Consider the following 25,292-nt stretch of genomic DNA (forward strand, 5'->3'; position numbering starts at 1 on the left):
ATGAAGCAACAGCAATAACACGCCAATTCGACTTGGCTGAAGACCGCCACCCCCACAGCCAAACGTCCAGCCACTGCAGCGACGGCGACGGCACCCAAGACAGACCAGCCAATGCCTGAGAGAAGCGCTGCTGCGAAAAGCTGCCGAGGCGCCGAAACTGCAGCCTAGCCCTGTGTTAAGCGACTTCATTCGGTCATGGGCGGGATCTGCGCATCGAACTTCTGACTCTGTACAACCCAGGCGATACACCCATCGTTGCTCAAGCATTCCGTGATGTGCGCTTCCAAGCCGCGTTGATACCAATAAGATCCTGGCCCCATCTTGACGAGCTCCTTGTTGGGACTGTAGTTCTCCATTTCATCCTTGATTACCACTCCGTAGTAGTCATACGTATAGCTATGCGCAGGACTCTTGAAGCCATATGAAAACTTCATAAAAGTTCCATGCGCACTATCTTTTTGGTCGCCATAACCGTCGACTACCAGAATCTCGCTGCCGTCCTCGCCCTTCAGCCCCGTAGATTGGAACTTCAGCTCGCTCGAAGGTATCGAGATTGATTTTCCGCCTTTCGTCGGCGGAAATACTTCTTCTGCCTTGGCTTTGGATACGGCCACAAATGCCAGCGCTATCAAAGCGATGACCATTACCATGTTGTTTTTCATGATCAAATTCTCCTTTCAGCCTTCCGGGTGAAGTTATGCGACCTTATTCAGCGCAGCAATGAACTTGGTTGCCAGTTCGTGATCTGACATCGGGTTCTGAGCGGTAATCAGTTCACGATCCACGACAACGTGAGAGGTGAAGTTCTCTTCAGTCGTGATGACCTCGCCACCAGCAGCTTCAAGTGCATCTGGCATGTTGAAAAAAAGCTTTGCTTTGAAAACATTGTTCTCTGCATATTCCTCTTCGCTACGCGAGAAAACGGTCATGCGATAGCCGGCGTATAGCCAGTCCTTTGCCAGATCACGGGCTTTTGCTTGGTCGCCTGCAAGCAACGCGGTACGGAATTCGCGTGAATTTTCCAGTGCAGCTAAGATGCCCATCGGGCCGTGACAAATTGCCGCCGTCGGCTTGTTGTGTGCATGAAAGTGTTTCAGAACTTCGCGTGCGTCGGGGTCTTGCATGACATCAACAACCGGCGCATGGCCGCCTGGAAAGAACATGCCAACAAAACGTTCCAGGCCGTCGTCGATGACCGAGCGCAGGCTACGCACTGCATTCATCGCCGGATTATTGTTGAAGAAATCGCGTGCATTGGTGCGTGCAGCTTCATCATTGGCGAAGTAGATCAACGCATCAGAATCTTGATCCAAGATCGGCTTTTCACCGGTCGGAGTGGCCAGAACGAAATCATAGCCGGCCTTTACGATTGCCCTCAAAGGGACCGCAGTCTCATTGAGGAATTGACCGATAGTGATGGTGCCGCCAGTTTTTGCTTCCAGCTGAGTTGCATTGGAACCGACGACGAGAATAGTGCCCTTGCTCATATAAACTCCTAATATATAAATTTGATGCCGTTAAATGGTGTTACTTAATCGAGGATTTGCTGATCGAGGCAACCGAGATTGCCGCTCCGATCTAACAGCTGTTGCCAGAGCGAGGGCTCAGGCTTTGCCTATTTCAATCATCCGGCGGACGGTCACTTCCGCTGTCCACACTGCGTTGGCCATGAAGCGCCAATTGATCATTGCCGCGTCGTAACCAGAACCTTCTTCGTTAGCTGCTGCGGCCACAGCGTCGCGCACCATGGCAACTTCGAAGCCGTTTTGGATGAGATTGCGCATGTGATCTTCAACACACAGATTGGCAACCGGACCGGCCATTATCACTTTCTCGATACCGCGGCGGCGCAACATCAGCACCAGATCATTGGTTGGTGCATAGGAGACATGGCGTGACGTGATGGTAGTGTTTTCATCTTCCATGTACTTCTTAAAGCGCTCCGGTACATCGGCGCCAGAGCCCTGTACCCCTTCGAAGCTGAGTGCGCTCTGACGAGCCACAACGCCAGCATTCAAAGCCAGATCTTCCATGGCCCCCAGATAGGTATGACCGTGATGGCCATGATGGTCATGTGGGAAAAAGTAATGCGGCGACATGAAGACCGGGATGCCATTGGCTTTCGACGTCTTCAATAGCGTCTCCAGCTTGTCATTCACGTTGTTCTTCTTCATCAATTCCGCGATGAGGACGTTGTACTTGCCTCCATCGGTGAGAAAATCGTTTTGGATATCAACCAGCACCAAAGCGGTACGGCCTTTTTCGAGCTCCATTTCTGGATTGTTATGTGTGAAGGTAACCATTTTAAAAATCCTAAAAGTTGAGACGTTAAAAACGTGTTTTACCTGTGCTCATTTCAATTGGCCCTCAAACGAACTTGATGGATTCCGAACGAGATGTGCACCCAATCAAACTGATCTTTCATGATCAGTGGCAGCAACGTTCTTCAATAAATCAGGCGTATTACTCTAAGAGTCGCCATTTTTAGATGATGTGTCTGCACTAAAGTAATGATAATACCTATCATCTAAAAAAATCAAGACTTTTTCAATCCGAATTCGCATATGATTTGGTTGATGAAATATCGGTCCGCAGACGGAATTGAAACCAGGTGGCCTGAATCTCGGCTAACGGCGTAAATACGCGCAGCTAAGGACACTTTTAGCTGCTCCCAATTATTAGTGTAAGATCGGCGTTATTTGATACAGTTTTAATCGGCTATTTCTTGTGGAGTACATGCTTAACAACTGACAATGAGACCAGTATTACACGCGGTGAAAATGTGCGAATGAGTGGGTATATTTAGAAACAAGAAATGAATTGCGAAGGGTGGAATACGTTCGCTCGTTCAAACGATGAAAGCTTTCATAGACGATCATCGGGGCGTCTATGAGATCGAGCCGATCTGCTAAGTATTGCCGAATACCCCGTCGGCTTATTAACTGCATGCGGCCAGCAAAGCCAATTTCGCATTACGTTCTGTCCACGTTGAGCAGGACGAGGTCTTGAGCCAACAGGTTCGCCTCGTCTGGAATGAAAGCGGCCAAAACTACAGCGCTCGTAAAGTCCGGATTCAGTTGAAGCGCCAAGCATGGGATGTGGCACGTTGTACCGTGGAACGCCTGATGCGAAGCCTAGGGCTGAAGGGCATTATGCGCGGAAAAACCGTAAAAAAACTCGGATCATAGAGGCCGATGCAGCTTGCCTCTTGGATCACGCGAATCGGCAGTTCAGCGCCGGGCGGCCGAATGCCGTGTGGGTAGCGGACTACACCTATGTCAAAACCTGGCAAGGCTCTGAGGTCGAAGACTCCAGCACTGTCTATGCTGCGGTTCACCTTACATCTCGCTAAAAGACTCTTTGGTAAGAGATTTGAAAATATCATATAGATACAATTCTTTCAGCTGAGCGCAAATTCGTCGTCAGCTGCAGAAGCCCTTCTCAAATTAGTCTTCACAATGATGACCATCCCAACCGGAGGTCATTATGGAACCCGTTGTCATTCCCCAATCGATAGACGATCCGATCCACATTCTGTTGTGGAGTGCAGACGAGATCGTACCCTTCATGGTCAGCATGCTCACCGGCATGTTGATCGATCAGTTCATCCCCGGCTTGGCGCTTGGATTCATCGCGGTCAAATTCTACCGGCGTTTCCGCGACAACCGGCCTGACGGTTATACCTTGCATGCGCTGTATTGGCTGGGCTTGTTGCCCAGTCGCGCGCAAACCATCCCCAATCCCTACATTCGCCGATTTCTGCCATGAGATGGTCGGATTTTCTGCAAACCTGGGATGGGCACGAGACCGAGAACCGGTTTAGCCGCGTCGTCATCATAGGATTGCTCGTCGTTTGCGTGATTACCTCGCTGGCCGCCTGGCGAACCGAACGCAGCATCATTCTGGTGCCACCGACCTTGACCCAGGAAGTCGAAGTGACGCGCAGCCAGGCATCCAGCGAGTTCAAGGAATCGTGGGGCTTGTTCCTGGCTGAACTCCTCGGTAATACCACGCCGGCCAATGCCGACTTTCTGAAAACCGCGGTCGAGCCGCTATTAGCGCCGGATATTTACCGCAGTGTCCTGGATGCCATGAGCGATCAAATCAAGGCCATCAAAATGGATCGGGTCGCGATCAGTTTTACCCCGCGTCATGTCGACTACGAAGCCGAGACTAACAAGGTCTTTGTCAGTGGCGAACTCAAAAGCCAGGGCCCCAGTTCCAAACCGGACGTGAAGCCCCGTACCTACGAATTCATCATCGCCATTAAAAACTATCGCCCCCGGCTGGAATACATCGACGTGTATCCGGATTCCCCCAGAACCTTGGATCGTCTGAAAGCAATGCAAGGCCAAACCCGCGAGGCTCGACCATGAATCGCTCATTTCCGCTAATTTTGTTATTCCTGACCGTTAGCACTGCCTTGTCTGCGGATGAATTACCCGTGACTGTGTTGCCACCGGCAACCACTGTGGCCGAAGATTCTTCCTCATCACAGCCAGTTGTCCCATCGCAGCCAGATTTTGGCATTGAATTACCCCCAGTCGATGCCAGCATCTTGAAAGCGGCCAAGCAACAGGCGTCGGCATCAACGACCGCCACTTCAATCGGTCCACAACACATTGCCGTTAAACCAGGCATCAACGAACTGATGCCAATTGCCGTCGGCCACTTGAATCGCCTGGTCACGCCGTTCGAACATCCGGTAGTCACGACCACCAGCCAGGCTACTACCAGCACCAAAGGCAAAATCGTTTATGTCGCCACCGCCGACGAAACGCCGGTCACCTTATACATCACGCCCGGTGACAACCAGGACATTGCGCTATCGCTCACCCTGATTCCCAAACGCATTCCGGCGCGGGAAATCCACCTCGATCTGGATAAGGACAGCTATCAGTTGCTGAATCAATGGCAGCGCGCCGACACGGCAAATCGAACCTCGGGCCAACAGGAACAAGCCTACATCAGCCAACTGAAAGCCTTGTTTCGGGATTTGGGTTTGCAAAAGACCCCAGCCGGGTATTCGCTACGCGACCCAAAACCGCAGGAACAGATTCGCTGCCTGCAAGACCGCGTCCAGATCAAAACCGGCCAAGTTCTGGAAGGCCAGGACCGGCTGATTCTGGTGGGTCTTGCCAAGAATATCGGCGGCGACATGCTCGAGTTAGACGAACGCAGTTGTGCGACGACGCAACAGGACGTGCTGGCCGTTTCAGTTTGGCCAAACGTAGTGTTGAAACCGCAGGAAGCGACCGAATTGTATGTCGTGGTCCGACAATCGTTTGAGGCGTCATCCAGTTTACGTCCATCGTTACTGAGCGGAGGCCAACCCTAATGGCCAGCGTCGATAATTGGTGGACACGCTTGAGTCCGGCCGCCAAACGCAATCTGGCCGTCGGCAGCATCGGTACCGTGGTATTGGCCGTCATCATCGCGCTGGCCACCATTACCCCGGAAGTCAGCAAGCCGCAGAGTAAACAGGCCACCATCCAACACATCCTGACCGATAGCGATCCTCGCTCGCTGGGGATCGACGGCATTTCCGCGCAATTGCGCGATCTGCTGCAGAAGAACGAGGAACAAGCCCGTCGTCTGGCGGCTATCGAGGAACAACAAAAGCGCGAACAGCAATCCGACGAAACGCGTTTCAAACAATGGACTACCGCGGAGCGGGAAGCCTATGAAGCCAAGCTTCAAGCGGTCACCGGTGAAGTTGAGACGTTGAAGAACAAAGCGTCTACAACGGCAGTGGCTGGCAACCCTGGCGACGCCAATCAACCTGCTGTGGAGCCAACGGCACCGGGAAGACCGTCATACCGCCGCCCGAGCAATCCGCCCTTCGACAACGGGCAAGACGATCTCAACCGCGTGTTCGAGCAAGCCGCTATTCCCGCACCGACTGCTAGCAATACCGGCGTCTCAGGAGCACGAGCTAATAACCAAGCGCCGGCGGCGATGCAAATTCGGGTCATCCAGGAAGGCGCTGAGCAGTCCAATGGTAAAGACAAAGACGCAGCCCCTAGCGAGGGTCGAGGCCGCTCGAACCGTGATCACGCCAGCAGCGATGTCTTCATCCCCGCCGGCAGTATTTTGACCGGCGTGTTGTTGAATGGCCTCGATGCCCCGACCGGCAAAAAAGCCAAGAAAGAACCCATGCCGGTGCTGTTCCGGATCAAGAAGGAAGCCATTCTACCTAACCGTTTCCATGCCGATGTGCGGGAGTGCTTTCTGCTGGCCGCTGGCTTTGGCGACTTGAGCGCTGAGCGGGCCTACTTTCGCGGTGAGACCTTTTCATGCGTTCGCCAAGATGGTGGCGTGATCGAAGTGCCGATGAATGCCTATGCCACCGGCGAAGACGGCAAAAACGGGGTGCGTGGGCGAGTAGTGTCCAAACAGGGTGCGCTACTCGCCCAATCGATGATGGCCGGTTTCCTACGCGGATTTTCCGATGCCTTCGGTCGTAATCAGATTCCGGTGCTGATGACCGGCGGCATAGGCGCGCTATCCGGTACCACACCGTTCCAAAGCGCCTTTTCCTCGCAGTCGATGGAAGGCGGAGCGTTGAAAGGCGCTGGTTATGCCATGGAGCGTCTGTCGCACTTTTACATGGACATGGCCGAGGAGATTTACCCAGTCATCGAAGTCGATGCCACCCGCCAGGTCAACTTCATCGTGCAAAAAGGCACGGCGCTGAAGCTGAAGTCGCCGAGCTGATTCTTTAACCCAACTCCAAAGGTCGTTATGACGCTACGCCAAATTTCTTTATTGATAGCCACGCTATTCAGTGCCTCCATGGCCTTGGCTGCCAATCCGCAAAAGCAGCCGGTCTCGGACATTGCCGCCGGCTTGCTGTCGATCAAAATCGACGGCATGCAAGACTTGCCAATCTCGGGCCTGAAGATGGTCAAGTCCGGTGAGCAAACCGTGTTCATTTCCAGTAACGGCCGCTTTGCCTTTTACGGCGGCAAATTGATGGACATCTGGACTCAGCAGGAGATCAAGGAATTGGCGGATATCGACAAAATCGCCAACCGCATCGATCTATCTCGGATGAAACTCAAGGCTGACGATCTCGGCGCCGTGACGGTTGGTCACGGCAAAGGCCAGGTGCTGGTATTCATCGATCCGCGTTGCCCATACTGCGGCAAGGTCATGAAAGACCTGCAAGCCTTGGAAGACCAATACACCTTCAAACTGGTGATGGTCCCCATCCTCGGTCCCGAATCGCAAAACATCGTCGTGCAACTGGCGTGTCAGTTGGGATCCAGCGATACCAAGGCCAAAGACACCGTGCGCGACCGACTATTGAAACAGGATTACGCGGGCTTGCCGACCGAACCACCGGTTCAGTGCAACAAAGAGCCACTGCAAAAGGCCGTGGTCACCGCCAAGTTGTTCGATTTGAAGGGTGTGCCATTTCTGATTGCTCCTGACGGCCGCACGCACAGTGGCGCACCCGAGGTGTTAGCCGATTGGTTGGCCGATAAACCGAAACCGTCGCCCAGTCTGGCAACGACACCCTCTACAAACGCCCAAAACGCCAATGCACCGGAGAAACAGCCTTGAAACCCATGCACCCAAATTCCCTGATTTTCATCGGCCTGTTGCTGATGGTGTTAACCACCGGTTGCGCCACCACCGACTACGGCTGTAAAGGCATGCCGGACGAACCCAGCTGTCTGTCGACGACGCAGGCCTACCAGGTGACCAATACGGCGTTGCCGGAAGCCCCTCCGGAAAATAGCCAGAAATCAGAGCCAATCTCAAAACCGGCACTCGCAACACCGTTACAACAACTCGTGCCCAAGATCGAAGATCCCACGCCGATTCGGACGCCATCCCAGGTGATGCGCATCTGGATCGCGCCTTGGGAGGATGCTGAGGGCGATTTGATGGTGTCCAACTACGTCTACACCGAACTGGAACCCCGGCGTTGGATGATCGGCAAGGCGGCACCGACAACCAATTCGTCGTTGATTCCTTTACAAATCGAGCAACGTCCGTCCGAGAAACGGCCGACCGTCGATACCCCTGAAGATGACAATCCGGAAAACCGATTAGGCAAACAATTGCCCTGATCCATCATCCCTTTTCACCGCAGGCCACACCCCCTGCGAGAGTGAGCGGGCATCCGCTTAACAAGCGCCGGAATTGCATTTCCGAGGCCGGACGGGCAACTGTTCTTTTCTAAACAATCGAGGTCGTTTGAATGAAATCGTCCACTCGAACCGGGGTCTTGGTGGCCCTGGCATCGTTATTTTTTATGTTGATGGCATCCGACGCCATGGCCGGTGCCGGCGGTACCGAGTTCAACAACGTCTGGACCTTGCTGACCGGCTGGGTCGAAGGCTTGCTCGGCCGCATCATTGCCATCGTGTTCGTCATCGTCGGCCTGGTGGCCGGTGTCGTGCGCGGCAGCATCATGGGCTTTGTGCTGGGGATTGCTAGCGGTGTCGGCCTGTTTGCGGCGCCGACCATCATCACCAACATCGTCACCGCGACGATTTAAGGTTGTCCATCATGACCGGTGACTTATCGGATACCGAGACTGCGATGGGCAACCGTCGCCCGTCGCGCTGCCGCAAAGACGGCAGAACCGTTCAGGTTCAAGCCGCCAATGGCCACCCGCTCAACCCCTGCCATCCAGCCAGGGCGCGAGAGTTGTTACGCAAAAAACGCGTGATTCGGGTTTGCCGACATCCCTTTACGATTCGCCTGCATGCCGAGCATCAGACTGAAACCATGCAACAACTGTATGCCGAGGAGACCACCTCATGACCACCGCGCAACCTCCTCGGGCCGATCAGTTGTTCCCGGTACTAGCTTATGAATACGACCATCATCTGTTTCTGATGGCCGATAGCAGTATCGGTTTCGGCTTTTTGTGCCGGCCGATGACCGGCGCCGATGCCAACGTTTCCGCGCGGGTCAACGTATTACTGAATCAGGACTGGCCGCCCGAAACGCTATTACAAGTTTCACTTTGGACCTCACCGGACATCGAAGAGTCGCTGGCGATCATGCAGACCCGGCGTTTGAAGCAGCAAAAGCCGACCTATAAAACCATGACCCAGGCCAGCGTCGAGTTTCTGCGGCGCGGCACCACCAAAGCCCCCGAAGCCATTTCGGGTGCACGTCTTAGGCGTAGCCATATTCTGGTCACGGTCAAATTACCGATGGCATTCCCCCGGCCGAGTGAAGCTGACATCCGCCGTGCCTGTGAATTGCAAATGGCCACCCAGCAATCGCTGGCGACCATTGGCTTATATCCTGAGGTGTTGGGTGCTGATCAGTATGTGCGCATCCTGAATACACTGCTCAATTGGCAGCCGGATGCCGGCTGGAAAGACCGGGTGGTACCCGAGTGTGATCCGACTCAACTGATCCGCGATCAATTATTGGATTTCGATAACGCCATTCGAACCGACGAGAAAGGCATTTGGCTTGGATCAAAACGGGTAAAAACCCTATCTGCCAAACGCACACCCGATCATTTTTACTTTGGCAGCGCCAAGAGTTACTTGGGCGACATTCTGTCCGGAACCCGAGGCATTCGGCAAAATGCCTTGCTCAGTCTAACCCTGCATTACCCCGATGCCGAATCGACGCGTACTCGGCAAGAAGGCGTGCGGCAATTCATCACCAATCAGGTCAATACGCCAATTGCCCGGTTTTTGCCGGAGCTGGTACAACGCAAACACCATTTCGACGTGTTGTTCGACGCTTACCGCGACGGCGACCGGCCAATCCGGGCGTATTTTGGCGTACTGCTGTTTTGCGACGAAGCCGAAGAAGCGGCGGCCGTTTCGAATGCGCGGGTGTATTTTCGGGAACTGGGTTTTCAGCTGTTGGAAGACAAGTATTTCTGCCTGCCGTTATTCCTGAATTGTTTGCCGTTTGGGCCTGACCGTTCTGCAATTGCCGATTTGAAACGCTACCGCACCTTGGCCACTCGGCATGCGATTCCTTTATTGCCACTGTTCGGCGATTGGGCCGGCACCGGCACGCCAACCTTGAACTTTGTGTCACGTAATGGCGAACACATGGCGGTATCGCTGTTTGATACCACCGGCAACTACAACCTCTGTATCGCCGCCGAATCCGGCAAAGGCAAATCTTTTCTGACCAACGAGATCATCGTCAGCTACCTGACCGAAGGTGCGCAGATCTGGGCCATCGATGTCGGCCGCTCCTATGAAAACCTCTGTGAGGTGCTGGAAGGCGATTTCGTCAAATTCACCCACGGCTCGAGCATTTGCATGAACCCGTTCGAGATCGTGCAGAACTTTGAGGAAGAAGCCGATATGTTAGCGGGATTGGTCAGCCAGATGGCCGCACCGACCGAGAAACTGACCGACTTTCAAACCGCCGGTCTCAAGCGGATATTGAAACAACTGTGGACCGATAAAGCTCAGTCCATGTCGGTGGACGACATTGCAAAATGCCTGTGTACCGAAGCCGATCAACGCTTGAAGGATGTCGGCGAGCAGTTGTTTCCCTTTACCACACGAGGCGAATACGGCCGCTACTTCAACGGTAAAAACAACGCCAAGTTCGCTCGCGACTTTACCGTACTGGAACTGGAAGAACTCAAGGGCCGTAAGCATTTACAACAGGTGGTGTTGCTGCAGCTGATTTACCAGATTCAGCAAGAAATGTATCTCGGCGAACGCAACCGGCCCAAGATCGTCATCATCGACGAAGCTTGGGATCTGCTCACCGAAGGCGATGTCGCCAAGTTCATGGAGCATGGCTACCGGCGGTTTCGGAAATACGGCGGTGCGGCGGTGACCATTACCCAGTCGGTGAACGACTTGTACCGTAATGCCGCGGGCCGGGCCATCGTCGAGAACTCGGCCAATATGTATCTGCTCGGTCAAAAAGCCGAAGTCATCGAAGGCATGAAGCAGGACCGACGCTTACCGTTATCGGATGGCGGTTATGAACTCCTGAAAACCGTGCATACCTTACCCGGTGCGTATTCCGAAATTTTCTTCATCACCGAGATGGGCTCCGGTATCGGTCGACTGATCGTCGATCCTTACAAACGCATTCTGTTTTCCACCAAACCTGAAGACGTCAACGCCTTGAAGCAATTGCGCCGACAAGGCCTAAGTCTGGGTGATGCCATTCAACAACTCATCGACAGTCGTAGCAGTAAGCCTAAGGAGATCGGTTATGGATCCTAAGTCCCAATGGCTCAGTACCGTTGTCATCTCAGCCTGTTTGGGCGGTATAGGCGGTTGGGTGGCTGCACAACATCAACTAGAACAACCCCTGGCACGCCTGAATCTGGTCACGCCAGTTTTCGTACTTGACCGGGGCAAGTTAATTCAATCGATACCGCCCAATGCCAGCCAGGAGCAAATGGCCAAAATAGTCGATGACTGGCAGGGTCAAGCCAAGAAACTCAGTGATGCGGGTTATCTGGTCATCGATTCAACGGCGGTGGTGTCTGCCCCGGCGGATGTTTATGTTCAGCATCACACCCGGTGAGTCTATGCAATCCAATCATTCGAACGTTGCTATCGCAAGAACATCTACTACCAAGCACAGACCCTATCAAACCCGAGCGTCATTTCTACGGTTTATCGGGAAAGCTTTACCGATCTTGTTGCTGGCACTGGCCGTCGAACGCTACATCGGGGAGCGCTTTCTGATTGGCGGTGATGATCAAGTCGATCGCTGTCTGCCGGACAAATGGATTTACCTGATCGATACCCACAACAAGGACATCTGGCGCGGCGATTTGATCGCTTTTCGTGCCGAACGCATGGCGCCTTATTTCAAAGATGGCCAGATTATTGTCAAAATCGCCGCCGGCGTCACGGGTGACACCGTCCATGTCGATCAACAGCACACCAAGATCAACGGTGAACGGGTTATTGACGGGCTAACGTTGGCCGAAAAACTCAAAAAGCCGGCCAACAGTTTTAAACGCCATGAAACTATACCAACTGCTGCCTATTGGGTGACCGGGAAAACCGACAAAAGCTTCGATTCACGCTACTGGGGCTATGTCTACGACCACCAAGTGATTGGACGGGCCTATGCGTTGTTTTGACCTCCTTCAGTTTCCTTGGCGGCAATCGGTGATCTGTCTGCTTTGTTGGGTTGATATGCACCCGGTTCAGGCTGAGGAAGCCTGGCTGCAACGTTCTCAGGCTATTTTGCAAACCTTGGAAGGACAGCCTCGACCCGACTGGTTGACCGGTCAGTCTGAACAACTGGACATGAAACACCAAGCGCAAAAAGTGTTGGAAGCGTCGCAGGCGATTCGAGCAGAGACGCTATCGACACAATCAACAACATTGGCAAGCGGTCCGCCAACAACGTCGTCGAACAAACCGCTCACGCTATTGTTTGTCTCCTTCTCGCTGGGTGAGTCCCCGCTGAAAAGTATCTTTGAAGAAGCCTCAGGTCGGGACGACGTGTTACTGATGTTTCGCGGGCCAAAGCCAGGCCAAAAGTTACCGGCATTGATGGCCGACCTGAAACGCTTGCTGAAAGGCATTGAGCCAATGCCGAACATCGTCATCGATCCCACCCGTTTTCAACGCTGGTCGGTGTCGTCCGTACCAGACATTGTCGTCGAACAAGACGGTAAAGCCCAATTGCACGTTCGAGGTGTCAGCAGTCTGTCCTGGCTGGATGAACAATTCAAAGCCGGCAAACAGGGGGACTTGGGAACCTTGGGCGATGTCGGACAGATTGCTGAAATCGACTTGCTCGAAGAGATCAAACGCCGGATGGCGGCCATCGACTGGAAACAAAAGCAACGACAAGCGATTGAGAGATTTTGGGGACAACAAAAATTCGAAGACTTACCCACGGCTCAGGCCGATCGTGAACGGATCGTAGATCTGACCATCACCGCCCCGCGCGATCTGACGGCACCCAATCGACAGCTGATCATCCGAGCCGGACAAACCGTTAATCCGCTGGACAAGATGCCGTTTGGCTTATGCCTGATGGTGTTTGATGCCACGGTGCCGGCTCAAGTCGAGCTGATTCAGCATCAGTCCTGCCAGGACAAACAAGCACGCGTGATGTATCTGGTCACGTCGCTGCCGCGTCAGTCCGGGTGGAACAACTTAAAGCATATGGAAACCACGTTGAAAGCGCCAGTGTATTTACTGACACCGGATGTGCGCAGCCGCTTTCAATTACAGCTGGTACCGGCGATTGTCGAACAAGTCGGCAACCAGTTAGTGGTTCGTGAACGAAAACTGCCTGCCTCAACAGGAGAGCGGTCATGAAGCGGTGGATTTTGCCTTGGACTTTGGGAGTGTTGGTGACGTTGGCTACCCCGGTCTATTCCGAAACCACCACCAATAGCGTCGATCCGTTGTGCTCGGATGCCGAACTGTGGTCCGGGAAATTGATCACCGATATTTGCTGGAGCTGTTTGTTTCCGATTCGGGCGGCCGGGGCATCGTTGGGCGGCGGCAACGTACCGAGCATCGCCACCGATGAAAAGTTTTGCTTCTGCACCGATCCGATGGGCATACCGGAGCTGGGCATGACTATGGGTCTTTGGAATCCGGCGCGCCTAATTGAGATTGTCCGCAATCCTTGGTGCTCACCGGCGCTTGGCGGACATAAATTCAGCGCCTCGAATGTGCGCTTAATCGCCACTACCGGCAAAGCCGATTTCGATGCCAGCGAGATGTCCTTTTTTAACTACCACTACTTTGCGTTTCCATTGACCATTTTGCTGGACCTGTTCTGGGACGGCCGTTGCAACAGTGACGGTTATCGTGATTTTGATTTACTGTACGTCTCGGAATTGGATCCGACCTGGAATAGCGACTTATTGGCTTTTTTTACCAGTCCGGAAACGGCGTTGTTTGCCAATCCGGTGGCCATTTCAGCGTGTGTCGCCGACGCGGCGGCGGCAGCCACCGGCAATCCTTTGGACGCCTTGTTCTGGTGTGCAGGGGCTTGGGGGCATATGTATCCCTTATCTGGGATTTCGCCGACCAGTTACGGTACCGATCCTCGTATCACCAGTTTATTGGCCACTCGCGCCACGGCATCCTTGCATCGGCGTGGGCTAGCCTGGAAAACCTCGGGCAACGATGCTTTGTGCGGTGGTTACATCTATCCATTCATTCCCAAGTCGCAATACCGACTATCGATGTTTTATCCCGTTGCCGAAACCGAATCCAATCACGCTATTGGCGAAACCACGTTCAAGTGGGGTGCGGGCCGCACATATCCGGGGCCGGGCGAAGATCATCTCTACCTGCTGTGGCGTTGGCAGGACTGTTGCGTGGGTCTGTGATGGGCGTCAGGGAGTTATCCGAACCGCAACGTCGGTTTACGCAGACACTGTCTGTGATTTTGTGTGTGACCATGGCCTGGACACCGTTTGGTGTGTCCTGGGCCGATGCGATTCAGGTGGCCGGGCGTGATGGCCAACAACTCGGTCAGCAAGTTCTGGGTGGTTTTGCGTTTCCGCTCGATACCGGCAACGGTACGCTGACCTTAAATCCAGGGACGACTCAGGAGAGCGCCATTTCCATAGGCACCCTGTTTCCAGATACGAATAGCCCGTCATCCACGACCAGCGATTTCGCCAATCTCTACGGCAATAACCCAGGCACAATTGCTGCTGGATTGAGCGCGCAGACAACCTTGAACGGTGAAACCAGCTTCACCGGCGAAGCCTATCGCACCCTGATCGACAACGCCCACCAGTCGCATCCGGACTTACAAGCCGATCCGATCTGGCAGAGTGGCGATCAGGTATTCAACGACTTCACGCCGTGGGCACAGTCCTTTTCCGACTGCACGACCACGACGCTCCAAACCGAAACTCAGCAATCGGTGCGCGTGCCGGATTATCAGCTTTGCCTACGGCAACCGACGGTACCGCAAAGCTGCACGGCCACCCACCAAGTCAATGTCGAGCCCTTGATTCGCTTCGTCGGTGGGGATGGCGGGTTTTCCAGTTGCGGGCCGGGGTGCATGGATTTGTATGTCGGCCGGGTCGGTGACAACTATTGGTCGGCCGGATGCGCGGTGTTTACCTGGCAAGTGACTTATAACGTCCTGCATCCGGAAGCGATCGTCAGCGCGACACTGGAGGATGTGGAATTCGACGACCATGCCAGAGTCTATTACGGCGGGAATCTGATCTATACCGGTTCCACCGGCTGGGGTGGCTCATGTGAGCTCAGCAATAGCTGGGTCGACCATCCCAATCGCGACGTCACCTATGTCTTCAACAGTACGGGCAACAAAGTCTTTAAACAGGAAACCATGGTCGGTGGTAATGGTGAGGGTTATTCCAGGATTCGACTACGCTACGATTTGTCGAAACTGATCACCCAGGATCAATGGAGTTGGAGTGGTCCGAATTGCCAAAACTTGGCCAATGCGATTACCGATGGCATTTGCCAAGCCGGCAGCCAATTGAGTTGCACGAGCGATCCGGCCAATGCTTCAGGTTGTTACGTCGATCCAACTTCGCAGGTGATGGTTTGCGGCACGGATTTGGCACAAGCCCCGGTGGCCAGTTCGACCGGGATTCGTAATACTTGCATGAATATTCAAGCCTCAGGACGCTGCGATTTGAATCAATACGGCCAATGCTGGACCGACTCAGCTGGCACCCACTGTTTAGAACCGCCGGCGAACGGAATACCCAACAAAACCTGCGCGTCGTTGGAAACCCAAGGCTGCTCGTTCATCAAAAGCCAATGTACCAGTGCGTTGGCCTCCGGCACCTGCTGGGACAGCGTCGATACTTATGACTGTGGGCAAACGGTGGGCATTCCCGGCATTCAAAGCAACACCCAACAGCAATGTGCCGGGTCGATTCGGTGTATGGGCGAAGATTGCATCACCATGAACCGCACCCAGAGCCAGGACTTCAGCAAGGCGGTCGCCTTACTCAACAGCGCTCAGCAAATGGCGATGGACTTGCATTGCGACTACGCCAATGCCGATCTCCAGCAAAAGGATCCGACTACCTGCCAGGTATTTCAGGGTAAACCGGCCAGTTGCAAAATGGTTGGCGGCGCGTTGAGTCTGGTCGATTGCTGCGAAACACCCTCTGGCGCAATGGGGCTGGGCCGTTACATTGATTTGCTGATCGCCACCAGTCAGATGGACAGTGCGGTCATGGCCATGGACAACACTTCCGCCATACGAGGCGCCTGGGAAACCATGCGCACACCGTTTACTCTGGCGGGCGACGCCTGGAATAGTTTTCAAGCGGATTTTGCCTCGACGGTGAATGACTTGGTCGGCACCGACATGCTCAGTACCAGCGACATTGCCTCGCAAGGCTTGCTCGACTCGCTGAAAGGGGAATTGATGAAGTCGGTGGCGGAATGGATCGGCCAGACCTTTGGCGAAGCGGCCGGAAATGCGTTATTCAGCGCGGGTGGCCAGGCGGCATTCGATTCAGCGGGCAATTTGACCCCGGCGGCCCAATCTGGCGGCGTCGAGTTGGGTGGTGGTGCCGCTGTTGCCGGCGAACTGCTCAGCACCTTGATGACAGCCTATACCGTGGTGATGATCATCATCATGATTATCCAGATAGTCTACTCCTGCGAAGAGCCGGAATACGAACTCGCCGCCAAGAAACAACTGAAAGTCTGCACTGACCTTGGCACCTTCTGCGAAAGCAAGGTCGCTGGGGTGTGTTGGGTGCGTAAGGAAAGCTATTGCTGCTACAACTCGCCGCTAGCGCGCATTCTCAACGAACAAATCAAACCGCAGCTGGGCATGGATTTTGGCACGCCGGAAAGTCCCAGTTGTACCGGCATCAAAGTCGGTGATTTGGACCGAGTGGACTGGACACAGGTCAATCTGGACGAATGGTTGGCGATTCTGGCTCAGACCGGGCATTTGCCGACCGCCGCCAATGCAGCATCAATGCTGAATCTCGATCAACTCACCGGAACCGGCAGCCGACTCAATCCGCAAAAATACGGAGCGACCGCGACCACGCGCCAAGATACCTTAACCCGCACCCAAGGCCGGATGACCGATCTGGATGTGCCTACGGTCAAACGGCAGTCTGAACTGGAAGGCTGGGGCATGGGACCGCAATGAGCGGCCTAAACCTTATTGAACCGCGTCTTTCAGGCCTTTGCCGGCTTTGAAGGATGGCAATTTGGCGGCGGCAATGGTTATGGCCTCGCCGGTTTGAGGATTGCGGCCAGCGCGTTCGGCACGCTCTTTCACTTCAAAGGTACCAAAGCCTACTAACGCCACCGAATCCCCCTCTTTCAGTGCGGATTGGATGGATTGAGTGATGCCATCCAATGCGCGACCGGCGTCGGCTTTAGTTAGATTGGCGTGGCTGGCGATGGCGTCGATTAGGTCGGATTTGTTCATTAAATAATTTCCTAAGGAATATAAAAATAGATTTGTTCTTACATTAATTTGATAGGCATTTTTACCAAAATTTGCAGTATCTACCAAACAAAAACGTGCAAAAGAGCAAAACTCCCGCTATCAAAACTTCCACAAATACTAAGGCGTTTTTCTGTTGTTTATAGCGTTTGTCGAGTTCTCCATACATTGGCATTAATTTAGTAGCCAACGCGGCATGTTCAACGGTCAATTTTTCTTTCAATTCACTTATTTCATCATTAATAGCTTTCAAACTATGACGCTGATTTCTTAAAAGCATATTCATGAAGCCAGTGAAAATTAGGGTTCCAAACCAAAGAGCCCAGTTTTTTAAAGAATCTCCCGCTTTCTCGTCCATCTGAGAACCCACTAACAGCAGCGCAGCAGGGACGGCTAATAACTGATTTTGAATCTCTGCAAAAACCTTGTTCAATTTCAAGGTGTATTCCAAGCGATTCTCTTGAACCTCTTCACGCACCTTCTCAAATGAAAATCCAGCAACATAAAGTTGGTAGTTATCGCGGGCCCTTCTTTTCAGTTCGTCAAAAACCGTAAGCAAATGCCTAAATCTCTCCTCAAAAGGTACATTTTTCAGCATTTCCATCAGCGCAGACTTGAGAATACTTTTACGCTGCTCTGTATGAGCATCGTCAACGATAAATTCGTTACGCAAGCTGTTTAACTCAGAAAGTTCTCTAAGGTCGGCTGCCCCATAATCGATAATTAACTCGAATTTCTCCTTAACCATGAATACTAACGCAAGACGACCTGCACTAGGCTGAGAAACATCGGCTATCTCTTCCAGCAATTTTATTAAATCGACAACTTGAGAATATCTTTCGGCAAATTGATCCTGATTGGCATCGACAGAATAGAAATTTGTTTCTAAGACGAAATATGACCTCGGCTTAGCAAAACGAAAGTTATGATGTTGTAAAAACTCATCCCAAGTACTCGCAAAAAACATCTCGGGTAGACGTGGTAACGCAACCTCTCTAACTTTAAATGGCTGACCAAGCGCTCGCTGTTCATCAAAGGCTGTTGGCAGCATGTAATGGCCATCAGCATCTAATCTTTTCAAAACTGTGAGCGTTTCAGCCATAAGACTATCGACGCGACCATTAAGTAACGCATCCTCCACGATAGGTGCCGTCAATTCTCGGCATAGTCTTACAACCAAATCAAGTTGGGTCATCGTTTTCAGTTGCTGTCGGTTTTAAGCGTTGTTTAAATTCCAAAGGCAAATCTTTGATAATCAGCGTTTCCGCAACGTCATCATAGATGACACGTGAGCCTAGAATCGACTCTTCGAAATCCAATGTCAACTTTGAATCCTTAATCCGATGGCGTCGCAAACCGCGGTATATTCGACTATTCGGTTCAAAGCCATCGCCAAGTGGGTATTCTTTACTCGTGACAAATTCAGAGAAGCTAGCAGGCTGTTGGTCGTCGAGCCGCATAGACAATGCATCCAAACTAATGCCTTTCTTTTCCTTGGTGCATTCGACACAGTACGCATGAACCCTCTGGCGTATTTCTCGCGCCTTATCAACATCAAATTGCTTCTCTTCGCAATAATCCCTGACTACCTGGAGTAAAAGCTTGGTTTGCTCTGCCGATTCGGTTAATTCCGTGACGCCAAGAAAATCCCGAAAATAATCCGTAGCACTTTTACTATCTTCACCACTACGTCGTTTTTTAATAAAGGTCACGTATCTATCTTTTCCTTCCTTCCACGCCGTTATATTAATTCTGGCAGCTTCGTGAAGGTGATCAATGTCGAAATTGACCGTTTTATTAATTGTCAGTGTGGTGTCGTCGATGCCTGTACCAGCCTTTAATTTGAGCGACACAACGAACATGAAATCCTGGCCATTTTCCTGGTAACGAGCAAAAAATAGATAGCCCCCAGTGGCAAGAGACGCGCCGTCGATAGCTTTTTGGTAGCAGGTTTTCAGTCCCAGTGTAAATACCCCAAGTCCCTGCTGGTCTGCCAGGTATTTATCGAGCAAATCCGGAAAGGGGTAAGCAACATCCCCAATTATGAAGGCCCCATAACCACGGGTCATGGTTCGATTAAAAACATCACGAATTCCATCCACCAAATTTTGTAAATTATCTTCATTTGGCAAAACCTCATCCCGCATTTTGGCTACCGACGGTTTGTGTCTGTCCTTATCAAACCGATGGACGATCGCTTCCTGAATAATCATTTCTATGCTCCAACGAATATAAATTCCATTAACGGGATATTGCGTAAGTCTGCCCCAAGGCCACTATTGTCTTAGTTTCGCAGACCCGTCTGCAAATTTGCCAGACACTGTCTGGCGAAATTTATCGAAGTAAAACCAATCGCTGACCAATGCAAACACTCACAATCCAATCCCCGGCTGTGGTGGCACATTTGGCGGGGTTAGACCAGGATGATAGGTCGTATCAAACACCGTATCCGTCAACCAGCGCTTAAAGTTCGGATTGTCGCTAAACTGTTTGAACAGTTCGGTATGATCGGCCAGTAGTTCGAGAATTACTCGATTTAACGCTTTGTCATGTTCTAGGCGAGCGTTCTGTTTGTCGGAGTGCTGCACGGCATTTTGATAGGCCTTGTCTTGAGAAACCCGATTCGGAATTTCCTCGGTAATCACCTTACGAATCTTGTCGCCATCCTTCCATTCGATATTGCCGAACAAGTCGTTAAAGGCTTTGATGATGTTGGACAATTTGTCGATTTCGGTAATTTTGCCACCGCCGCCAGCACTGGTCGGTGCCGGTTCTACACTGCCATCCTCATCTTCCATGCCCATACTCAATGCGGCTTTCACTTCGGGGCGATAGCTGTCCATGTCAATGGCGTCGAGCACACCCTTGGAAAGGTCTTCCTCTTTTGGTGCCGGTAGTTTCGGAATCAGGAAATTCAGGAAGATCGCCAGTTTTTCCCAAGCCGGGTGACCATAGGTCAAAATAGCCCCAAGAAACCCATAGCTGCGGACAAAAGCCTTCGCTTTGCCTTTGAACTCGACTTGCGCATCTTCACCCAGTTGCTGCTGGTACGCTTCGACGCAAACATCCAGAATCGGGTCCAACTTGTCGCGGTCCGCACCTTTCACATACATCGCCACCAAGTCTTCCACCTGTTGCCAAGCATATACCTGATGGCCGTCCAGATCGTTTTTCAGGTCATGTAGCTTGTTCGGATCGGTTTCGCCGATTTGCACCGTGGCACGGTAATATTCCTGAAACGCCGCCTTCACCGCTTCGGCGTTGTCGGCAAAATCCAGCACGAAGGTGTCGTGTTTCTGCGGATGGGCGCGATTCAACCGCGATAAGGTCTGCACGGCCAACACCCCGGCCAATGGTTTATCGACATACATCGTATGCAGCAACGGTTCGTCGAAGCCGGTGACGAATTTATTCGCAACAATCAAAATCCGGTACGGATCCTGTTTCAGCTTGGCCGGAATGTCCTTGCTGGGAAAGCCGTTCATATCGGCCTCGGTCACATTCTTGCCGCCCACCTCATGTTCGCCGGAAAACGCCACGATGGCCTTGTACGGGCTTTTGATTTCCCGCAAGTAATCGCTGATCTCACGGTGATAATCAATGGCCCGCGCGATGCCGTTGCAGACCACCATCGCCCGTGCCTGGCCGCCGATTTTGCGTTTACCGATCACCTGCGCGGCGAAATGGTCGATCATAATCTCGGCCTTACGGCGTATGGCTTTGTCGTGCGATTCGACGTAATGGCGGATTTTCTTTAACGCCTTGATCTTGTCAAAATCCGGGTCGTCTTCCACTGTCTTGGCGACCCGGTAAAAGCTGTCCACCGGCGTGTAATTCTTGATGACATCCAGGATGAAGCCTTCCTGAATTGCCTGCTTGGTGGTGTAAGTCAATTCCGGCGGCGAACGAAAATACACTTCGCCGCCTTCCTGGTAACGCTCGCCGAACAGCTCCAGGGTTTTGTTTTTCGGCGTCGCGGTAAAGGCAAAATAACTGGCGTTAGCCAGCATCTTGCGCGACTCGATTAGTTTGTTGACCGCATCCTCAACCGATTCTTCGTCGTCCTCGTCGTCGCCGGGCGCGGCGGACAAGGCGATATGCATCTTGGCGGAGGTCTTGCCGCCCTGGCTGGAATGCGCTTCGTCGATCAGCAGCGCAAAACGCCGGGAACCCAGGTCGTCCAATTCATCCAGAATGAACGGAAATTTCTGCACCGTGGTGACGATGATTTTCTTGCCCTTGCGCAGAAAGCCGCGCAATTCCTCGGCGCTATCAGAGTGGCCAAAGATCGAGGCGACATGGTCATAGCCCTTGATAGTTTTGGCAATCTGCGTATCCAAGGCGCGGCGGTCGGTGATAACGATCACCGAATCGAACTGGTTGCTGTTGGCAGCGTCGGCTTGCTTCAATTCCACCAACTGATGCGCGAGCCAGGCGATGGTATTACTCTTGCCGCTGCCGGCCGAATGCTGGATCAGGTAACGGCGGCCCACACCTTCGGTGCCGCAACAGCGTAACAAGGCCCGCACCGTGCGCAGTTGATGGAAACGCGGGAACACCTGTTTGCGCTTTTTCTTGCCGCGCTCGTCTTCCTCCTCGACGATCTGAGCAAAGTTTTCGATGATATTAGCCAGCGATTCCTTGGCCAATACCCGCTTCCACAGGTAATCGGTTTTTAGGCCGTCCGGATTGGGCGGATTGCCGGCGCCGCTGTTCCAGCCCTGGTTGAAGGGCAAAAACCACGAGGTTTTGCCGGTCAGATGCGTGCAAAAGGCCACCTCGCTATCGTCCACCGCAAAATGCACGATGCAGCGGCCCATTTGAAACAGCAATTCGCGCGGGTCGCGATCGGTTTGGTATTGGGTGATGGCATCGGCCACGGTTTGCTTGGTCAGCGAGTTTTTCAATTCAAAGGTTGCCACCGGCAGGCCGTTGATGAAAATCGCCATATCCAGCGAACGTGCGGTTTCGTCGTTGCTGTAACGCAGTTGGCGAGTCACGCTGAATAGGTTGTTGGCGAAATTTTCCGCCGAACTGGCATTGCCCGGCGTCGGCAGAAATTTATACAAATCGACATGCGCCGGACCGTGGCTAACACCCTTGCGCAATACATCCACCACGCCGCGCTTGGCGATCTCGCCCTGGATGCGATGCAGAAACTGGGTGCGTTTGATACCGTCCTGCGCCAACTCCAGCGTTTCGACAGTCTTGGGCTGGGTGGCTTGCAAAAAGTCCAGTAACTTGACCACATCCAGCGCCACGTCGCGGTTGTAATCGGCGGGCTGGCCTGGCTGATAGCCGCCAAGGCTGTAATAACCCACGCTGGATTGAACCGCGTTATCCGCGGCAACGTCCGGTGTCGGTTGACCGGTGAGATGTTTAACGATCAGGGCTTCCAAACCTTTTTCGCTGGTGTCGGTGGGCTTCATGCGTTGTCTCCCTTTTTCCGGCTCGGCAGCAACTCTTTGCGCCGGGAAATCTGTTCACGTGCGCTTTGCATCAGGGCATGGATTTTTTGCTCGAATACGGGCCGCTCTGGGAACACCGTCCAGTATTCGGCCACCATGATGTTGTCCTGATCCAGTTGCAGCAGCTCAATTTGCTCTCGGCTCTTTTCCGCGCATAGAATCAAGCCAATAGGCGCGTTTTCTCCCTCCTGCCGTTCATAGCGGTTGAGCCAGCCCAGATACAAATCCATCTGCCCCTTGTGCCCAGCCTCAAATTTTCCGATCTTCAGCTCCACCGCCACCAAACGCTTCAAGCGTCGATGGAAGAAAAGCAGGTCCAGGTAAAAGTCATCGCCGCCGATGATCATGCGCTTCTGACGCGCGACGAAGCTAAAGCCACCACCCAATTCCATAATGAAGCGTTCCAACTCGCGCAGGATAGCTGCCTCCAAATCAGCCTCCAGGTAGCTATCATGCAGCCCGAGCATATCCAGCAGATAAGGGTCTTTAAAGGTATCGTGCGGGATGGCGCCGGTCTCGGACAGTTGCGCATTGGCAATCTCCTTGCGCTCGAATGCCTTGCGGGCGATCAACTGTCGCAACTCGCGTTTACCGAGCTGACGGGAAGCCACCTCGCGGAGGTAGTACAGGCGAGCCTCGGCTGTTTTTAGGGGCAGTACTTCGATGACGTGAGACCAGCTCAATTGTGTCGCCAGCGGCGACACAATCCCGAAGTCCGGAAACTGCTCGGCAAACTGCATCATCCGGCGCAAGTTGCGTACCTCGAAGCTACGCCCGTAGTTGGCGCTCAATTGTGCCGACAGTGTCGGCACAATCTTTTGCCCGTACTCCGCGCGCTGGTGGTGCAGAATTTCACTATTGACCTGCTGCCCAATGCGCCAGAACAGAAACACCGTAGTGCTGTTCGCCTGACGCGACAGGGTCTGGCGGGCCTCCTCGATCAAGCCCGATACTAGGGTAAACAGGTCGTTTTGCACGGCAAGCGCGGCGTCGGCCGGTTTGGGTGCGGCGGGCTTATTCTTCGCCATCCTCTTCCTCCCCATCGGTTTCGATGTCTTCGCCGACGCCCAGAGCCGCCAGGTCTTCCTCGGCCACCACGTCGTCCGGGCCGGGCAGCCAGTCGCGCACGTCGATTTGGCCCGTAACGACGTCGGCAATCAGGCGGTCGCGGTATTCGCGGATCAGTTTGATTTCTTCTTCGGCACGTTGGATGGCTTCTTCGAGCGGCTTACACTCGTCGGCGATCCACTTGCAGATGGTCTTTTGCTCTTCGACGGGGGGCAACGCAATGACAGCATTCTTCACATCGTGCTTGCCAAGTGCGAATCGCGTAACGCCGGTGGCCAGAACATGGAACTGCTGCGCGATACGCGCCGAACCAATGGCGCGAAACAGGAACTCGCCCATCACACGCTCGGGTTCCGGTCGTAGCAGCCCGAGGTGGTAGGCACAGAGCACGCCGGGCATATCTTCAGGTACCCACGCGGGTACGCCGATGTCATCTGGCGATTCGGAGTCCTTGGTGATGATGACGTCGCCCGCTTTCAGCGTGAGGCGGGCGATTTCCGCCACAGTCGCTGTGGCTCGCATCAAATCCATATCCCCAGTGATACGGTCGTTCTTGTAGACGTCTGTGTAGTTGCACAGGCGAACTGGCGTCTCGCCGTCGTGCGAATACTTGTCCACGCCACTGAAACGCACATCAGCGATGTGCTTGAGCAGTGCGATGTCCCAATGCCCCGGCACATCCCCCAGCCACTCGATACCTGAAGGTTTCAACGCGACCGACGCATCAAGCCCGCGCGTCACGGCGTGATCGATGATGCGTAGCTTCTGCTCGGTAAGCAGCCTGATGAGCTCGCGCTTGGCCTTGATGAAGCGGGCGATATGGGCATCTTGCACTCGCAGAAAGGCGACGATTTGATCTTGCTCGGCTCGCGGCGGCAACAGCGACGGCATTTGCTTGAATTCGTCCCAATACAGCCGGTTGCGATCCGAGACAATGCCGCGCGAAAACTTGTTCACTTCGCGCATGTATGCAGCGGTGCGGAACAGGTAGCTGTAATAGGCGCTGTTGGCTTCCGGAAACGGGCTGGCCACCACATAAGCCGGGCTGACCAAGCCATCGACCGGCGCCGCGCCGAGCGCGCCTTGCCACATTCGCATCATGTTATAGGCAATGTCGCCCTTGGCCGCGCGTTTGTACTTTTCCTTTTGACTCATCACTTGCTTGCGCTTCAAGTTCTCCATGTCGCGCACCCGCACACCGGTACGCAACGACACTTCCAAAATCGGCAAGTCCGGAAAGCCAGTTTGCACCCGATGGGCAAACAGTCGACCATTGCGAAGCACCTGCCAACCTTCCGGAATTTCAGGCACCCAAGGCAAGCCGGAGTCTCGGTAAGACGGATAACGAACCGAATCCATCACGCAACTCCCGCAGCTTTG

The 25,292-nt window shown here is 53.3% G+C and carries 24 protein-coding genes; 15 read left to right on the forward strand and 9 right to left on the reverse strand.

All coding sequences use genetic code 11. From position 1 onward, the window contains the following. Positions 1 to 185: 185 nt before the first annotated feature. From DDY07_RS13225 to DDY07_RS13235, 3 genes are all read right to left on the reverse strand, one after another. Positions 186 to 662 carry a DUF4437 domain-containing protein gene (locus DDY07_RS13225; RefSeq protein WP_064007107.1) on the reverse strand — a complete coding sequence of 159 codons (477 nt, stop codon included), beginning with the start codon at positions 660 to 662 and terminating at the stop codon, positions 186 to 188. Between the two features lie 33 nt (positions 663 to 695). Further along, the gene (locus DDY07_RS13230) at positions 696 to 1,487 is read right to left on the reverse strand and encodes a type 1 glutamine amidotransferase domain-containing protein (RefSeq protein WP_064007108.1); all 792 of its coding nucleotides are present in this window, start codon (positions 1,485 to 1,487) and stop codon (positions 696 to 698) included. A gap of 117 nt (positions 1,488 to 1,604) precedes the next feature. Then, a complete protein-coding gene (locus tag DDY07_RS13235) occupies positions 1,605 to 2,303 on the reverse strand; it encodes an isochorismatase family protein (RefSeq protein ID WP_064007109.1) in 699 nt (232 codons plus the stop codon). Positions 2,304 to 3,005: 702 nt separating this feature from the next. Here DDY07_RS13235 and DDY07_RS24470 point away from each other — a divergent pair. From DDY07_RS24470 to traN, 15 genes are all read left to right on the forward strand, one after another. Beyond that, entirely contained in the window at positions 3,006 to 3,188 is a 183-nt protein-coding gene (locus DDY07_RS24470; protein ID WP_171696225.1) for an IS3 family transposase, read from the forward strand. 298 nt (positions 3,189 to 3,486) lie between these two features. Beyond that, complete coding sequence (gene traL, locus DDY07_RS13245) at positions 3,487 to 3,768, forward strand: type IV conjugative transfer system protein TraL (protein WP_064007111.1); 282 nt, start codon at positions 3,487 to 3,489, stop codon at positions 3,766 to 3,768. Then, positions 3,765 to 4,376, forward strand: coding sequence for a TraE/TraK family type IV conjugative transfer system protein (locus tag DDY07_RS13250; protein ID WP_064007112.1), 612 nt, complete (start codon positions 3,765 to 3,767; stop codon positions 4,374 to 4,376). Before traL ends, DDY07_RS13250 begins: the two co-directional genes overlap by 4 nt. Beyond that, positions 4,373 to 5,338 carry a type-F conjugative transfer system secretin TraK gene (locus DDY07_RS13255; RefSeq protein ID WP_171696226.1) on the forward strand — a complete coding sequence of 322 codons (966 nt, stop codon included), beginning with the start codon at positions 4,373 to 4,375 and terminating at the stop codon, positions 5,336 to 5,338. Before DDY07_RS13250 ends, DDY07_RS13255 begins: the two co-directional genes overlap by 4 nt. Then, on the forward strand, positions 5,338 to 6,717 hold the full coding sequence (locus tag DDY07_RS13260; protein ID WP_171696227.1) for a TraB/VirB10 family protein: 1,380 nt from the start codon (positions 5,338 to 5,340) through the stop codon (positions 6,715 to 6,717). The genes DDY07_RS13255 and DDY07_RS13260 overlap by 1 nt, the downstream gene beginning before the upstream one ends. A 27-nt stretch (positions 6,718 to 6,744) precedes the next feature. After that, positions 6,745 to 7,569, forward strand: coding sequence for a DsbC family protein (locus tag DDY07_RS13265; protein WP_171696228.1), 825 nt, complete (start codon positions 6,745 to 6,747; stop codon positions 7,567 to 7,569). 5 nt (positions 7,570 to 7,574) lie between these two features. Next, a complete protein-coding gene (locus tag DDY07_RS13270; RefSeq protein ID WP_171697789.1) occupies positions 7,575 to 8,081 on the forward strand; it encodes a TraV family lipoprotein in 507 nt (168 codons plus the stop codon). Between the two features lie 131 nt (positions 8,082 to 8,212). After that, complete coding sequence (gene traA, locus DDY07_RS13275) at positions 8,213 to 8,512, forward strand: TraA family conjugative transfer protein (protein WP_020482839.1); 300 nt, start codon at positions 8,213 to 8,215, stop codon at positions 8,510 to 8,512. An 11-nt stretch (positions 8,513 to 8,523) separates the two neighbouring features. Then, on the forward strand, positions 8,524 to 8,781 hold the full coding sequence (locus tag DDY07_RS13280) for an RRXRR domain-containing protein (RefSeq protein ID WP_020482840.1): 258 nt from the start codon (positions 8,524 to 8,526) through the stop codon (positions 8,779 to 8,781). Then, positions 8,778 to 11,192, forward strand: a complete 2,415-nt coding sequence (traC, locus tag DDY07_RS13285; protein ID WP_171696229.1) for a type IV secretion system protein TraC — start codon at positions 8,778 to 8,780, stop codon at positions 11,190 to 11,192. The genes DDY07_RS13280 and traC overlap by 4 nt, the downstream gene beginning before the upstream one ends. Next, complete coding sequence (locus DDY07_RS13290) at positions 11,182 to 11,499, forward strand: hypothetical protein (protein WP_020482842.1); 318 nt, start codon at positions 11,182 to 11,184, stop codon at positions 11,497 to 11,499. The genes traC and DDY07_RS13290 overlap by 11 nt, the downstream gene beginning before the upstream one ends. A gap of 4 nt (positions 11,500 to 11,503) precedes the next feature. Beyond that, on the forward strand, positions 11,504 to 12,067 hold the full coding sequence (gene lepB, locus DDY07_RS13295) for a signal peptidase I (RefSeq protein WP_020482843.1): 564 nt from the start codon (positions 11,504 to 11,506) through the stop codon (positions 12,065 to 12,067). Next, on the forward strand, positions 12,054 to 13,262 hold the full coding sequence (locus DDY07_RS13300) for a TrbC family F-type conjugative pilus assembly protein (protein ID WP_216614752.1): 1,209 nt from the start codon (positions 12,054 to 12,056) through the stop codon (positions 13,260 to 13,262). Before lepB ends, DDY07_RS13300 begins: the two co-directional genes overlap by 14 nt. Beyond that, positions 13,259 to 14,290, forward strand: a complete 1,032-nt coding sequence (locus DDY07_RS13305; RefSeq protein WP_171696230.1) for a TraU family protein — start codon at positions 13,259 to 13,261, stop codon at positions 14,288 to 14,290. The genes DDY07_RS13300 and DDY07_RS13305 overlap by 4 nt, the downstream gene beginning before the upstream one ends. Next, on the forward strand, positions 14,263 to 17,073 hold the full coding sequence (traN, locus tag DDY07_RS13310) for a conjugal transfer mating pair stabilization protein TraN (protein ID WP_253734481.1): 2,811 nt from the start codon (positions 14,263 to 14,265) through the stop codon (positions 17,071 to 17,073). Before DDY07_RS13305 ends, traN begins: the two co-directional genes overlap by 28 nt. A gap of 12 nt (positions 17,074 to 17,085) precedes the next feature. On the opposite strand, the gene DDY07_RS13315 is transcribed toward traN, so the two are convergent. The 6 genes from DDY07_RS13315 to DDY07_RS13340 all read right to left on the reverse strand — a co-directional run bounded on the left by DDY07_RS13315 (position 17,086) and on the right by DDY07_RS13340 (position 25,271). After that, a complete protein-coding gene (locus DDY07_RS13315; protein ID WP_020482851.1) occupies positions 17,086 to 17,358 on the reverse strand; it encodes an HU family DNA-binding protein in 273 nt (90 codons plus the stop codon). Positions 17,359 to 17,419: 61 nt separating this feature from the next. Next, entirely contained in the window at positions 17,420 to 18,571 is a 1,152-nt protein-coding gene (locus DDY07_RS13320; protein WP_171696231.1) for a hypothetical protein, read from the reverse strand. After that, the gene (locus tag DDY07_RS13325; RefSeq protein WP_171696232.1) at positions 18,558 to 19,589 is read right to left on the reverse strand and encodes a nucleoid-associated protein; all 1,032 of its coding nucleotides are present in this window, start codon (positions 19,587 to 19,589) and stop codon (positions 18,558 to 18,560) included. Before DDY07_RS13325 ends, DDY07_RS13320 begins: the two co-directional genes overlap by 14 nt. 159 nt (positions 19,590 to 19,748) lie before the next feature. After that, on the reverse strand, positions 19,749 to 22,805 hold the full coding sequence (locus DDY07_RS13330; protein ID WP_171696233.1) for a type I restriction endonuclease subunit R: 3,057 nt from the start codon (positions 22,803 to 22,805) through the stop codon (positions 19,749 to 19,751). Beyond that, positions 22,802 to 23,872 (reverse strand): YhcG family protein, encoded by a 1,071-nt coding sequence (locus tag DDY07_RS13335; RefSeq protein ID WP_171696234.1) that lies wholly within the window; start codon positions 23,870 to 23,872, stop codon positions 22,802 to 22,804. The genes DDY07_RS13330 and DDY07_RS13335 overlap by 4 nt, the downstream gene beginning before the upstream one ends. Continuing rightward, positions 23,859 to 25,271, reverse strand: coding sequence for a restriction endonuclease subunit S (locus DDY07_RS13340; RefSeq protein ID WP_171696235.1), 1,413 nt, complete (start codon positions 25,269 to 25,271; stop codon positions 23,859 to 23,861). The genes DDY07_RS13335 and DDY07_RS13340 overlap by 14 nt, the downstream gene beginning before the upstream one ends. Positions 25,272 to 25,292: the final 21 nt, after the last annotated feature.

Origin of the sequence: Methylomonas sp. ZR1 (assembly GCF_013141865.1) — a bacterium.
In the GTDB taxonomy this organism is placed as follows: Bacteria; Pseudomonadota; Gammaproteobacteria; order Methylococcales; family Methylomonadaceae; genus Methylomonas.

Coding starts and splice junctions, on each gene's coding strand:
- DDY07_RS13225 (WP_064007107.1), bottom strand. CDS start 662: ATGAAAAACAACATGGTAATGGTCATCGCTTTGATAGCGCTGGCATTT.
- DDY07_RS13230 (WP_064007108.1), bottom strand. CDS start 1,487: ATGAGCAAGGGCACTATTCTCGTCGTCGGTTCCAATGCAACTCAGCTG.
- DDY07_RS13235 (WP_064007109.1), bottom strand. CDS start 2,303: ATGGTTACCTTCACACATAACAATCCAGAAATGGAGCTCGAAAAAGGC.
- traL (WP_064007111.1), top strand. CDS start 3,487: ATGGAACCCGTTGTCATTCCCCAATCGATAGACGATCCGATCCACATT.
- DDY07_RS13250 (WP_064007112.1), top strand. CDS start 3,765: ATGAGATGGTCGGATTTTCTGCAAACCTGGGATGGGCACGAGACCGAG.
- DDY07_RS13255 (WP_171696226.1), top strand. CDS start 4,373: ATGAATCGCTCATTTCCGCTAATTTTGTTATTCCTGACCGTTAGCACT.
- DDY07_RS13260 (WP_171696227.1), top strand. CDS start 5,338: ATGGCCAGCGTCGATAATTGGTGGACACGCTTGAGTCCGGCCGCCAAA.
- DDY07_RS13265 (WP_171696228.1), top strand. CDS start 6,745: ATGACGCTACGCCAAATTTCTTTATTGATAGCCACGCTATTCAGTGCC.
- DDY07_RS13270 (WP_171697789.1), top strand. CDS start 7,575: ATGCACCCAAATTCCCTGATTTTCATCGGCCTGTTGCTGATGGTGTTA.
- traA (WP_020482839.1), top strand. CDS start 8,213: ATGAAATCGTCCACTCGAACCGGGGTCTTGGTGGCCCTGGCATCGTTA.
- DDY07_RS13280 (WP_020482840.1), top strand. CDS start 8,524: ATGACCGGTGACTTATCGGATACCGAGACTGCGATGGGCAACCGTCGC.
- traC (WP_171696229.1), top strand. CDS start 8,778: ATGACCACCGCGCAACCTCCTCGGGCCGATCAGTTGTTCCCGGTACTA.
- DDY07_RS13290 (WP_020482842.1), top strand. CDS start 11,182: ATGGATCCTAAGTCCCAATGGCTCAGTACCGTTGTCATCTCAGCCTGT.
- lepB (WP_020482843.1), top strand. CDS start 11,504: ATGCAATCCAATCATTCGAACGTTGCTATCGCAAGAACATCTACTACC.
- DDY07_RS13300 (WP_216614752.1), top strand. CDS start 12,054: ATGCGTTGTTTTGACCTCCTTCAGTTTCCTTGGCGGCAATCGGTGATC.
- DDY07_RS13305 (WP_171696230.1), top strand. CDS start 13,259: ATGAAGCGGTGGATTTTGCCTTGGACTTTGGGAGTGTTGGTGACGTTG.
- DDY07_RS13315 (WP_020482851.1), bottom strand. CDS start 17,358: ATGAACAAATCCGACCTAATCGACGCCATCGCCAGCCACGCCAATCTA.
- DDY07_RS13320 (WP_171696231.1), bottom strand. CDS start 18,571: ATGACCCAACTTGATTTGGTTGTAAGACTATGCCGAGAATTGACGGCA.
- DDY07_RS13325 (WP_171696232.1), bottom strand. CDS start 19,589: ATGATTATTCAGGAAGCGATCGTCCATCGGTTTGATAAGGACAGACAC.
- DDY07_RS13330 (WP_171696233.1), bottom strand. CDS start 22,805: ATGAAGCCCACCGACACCAGCGAAAAAGGTTTGGAAGCCCTGATCGTT.
- DDY07_RS13335 (WP_171696234.1), bottom strand. CDS start 23,872: ATGGCGAAGAATAAGCCCGCCGCACCCAAACCGGCCGACGCCGCGCTT.
- DDY07_RS13340 (WP_171696235.1), bottom strand. CDS start 25,271: ATGGATTCGGTTCGTTATCCGTCTTACCGAGACTCCGGCTTGCCTTGG.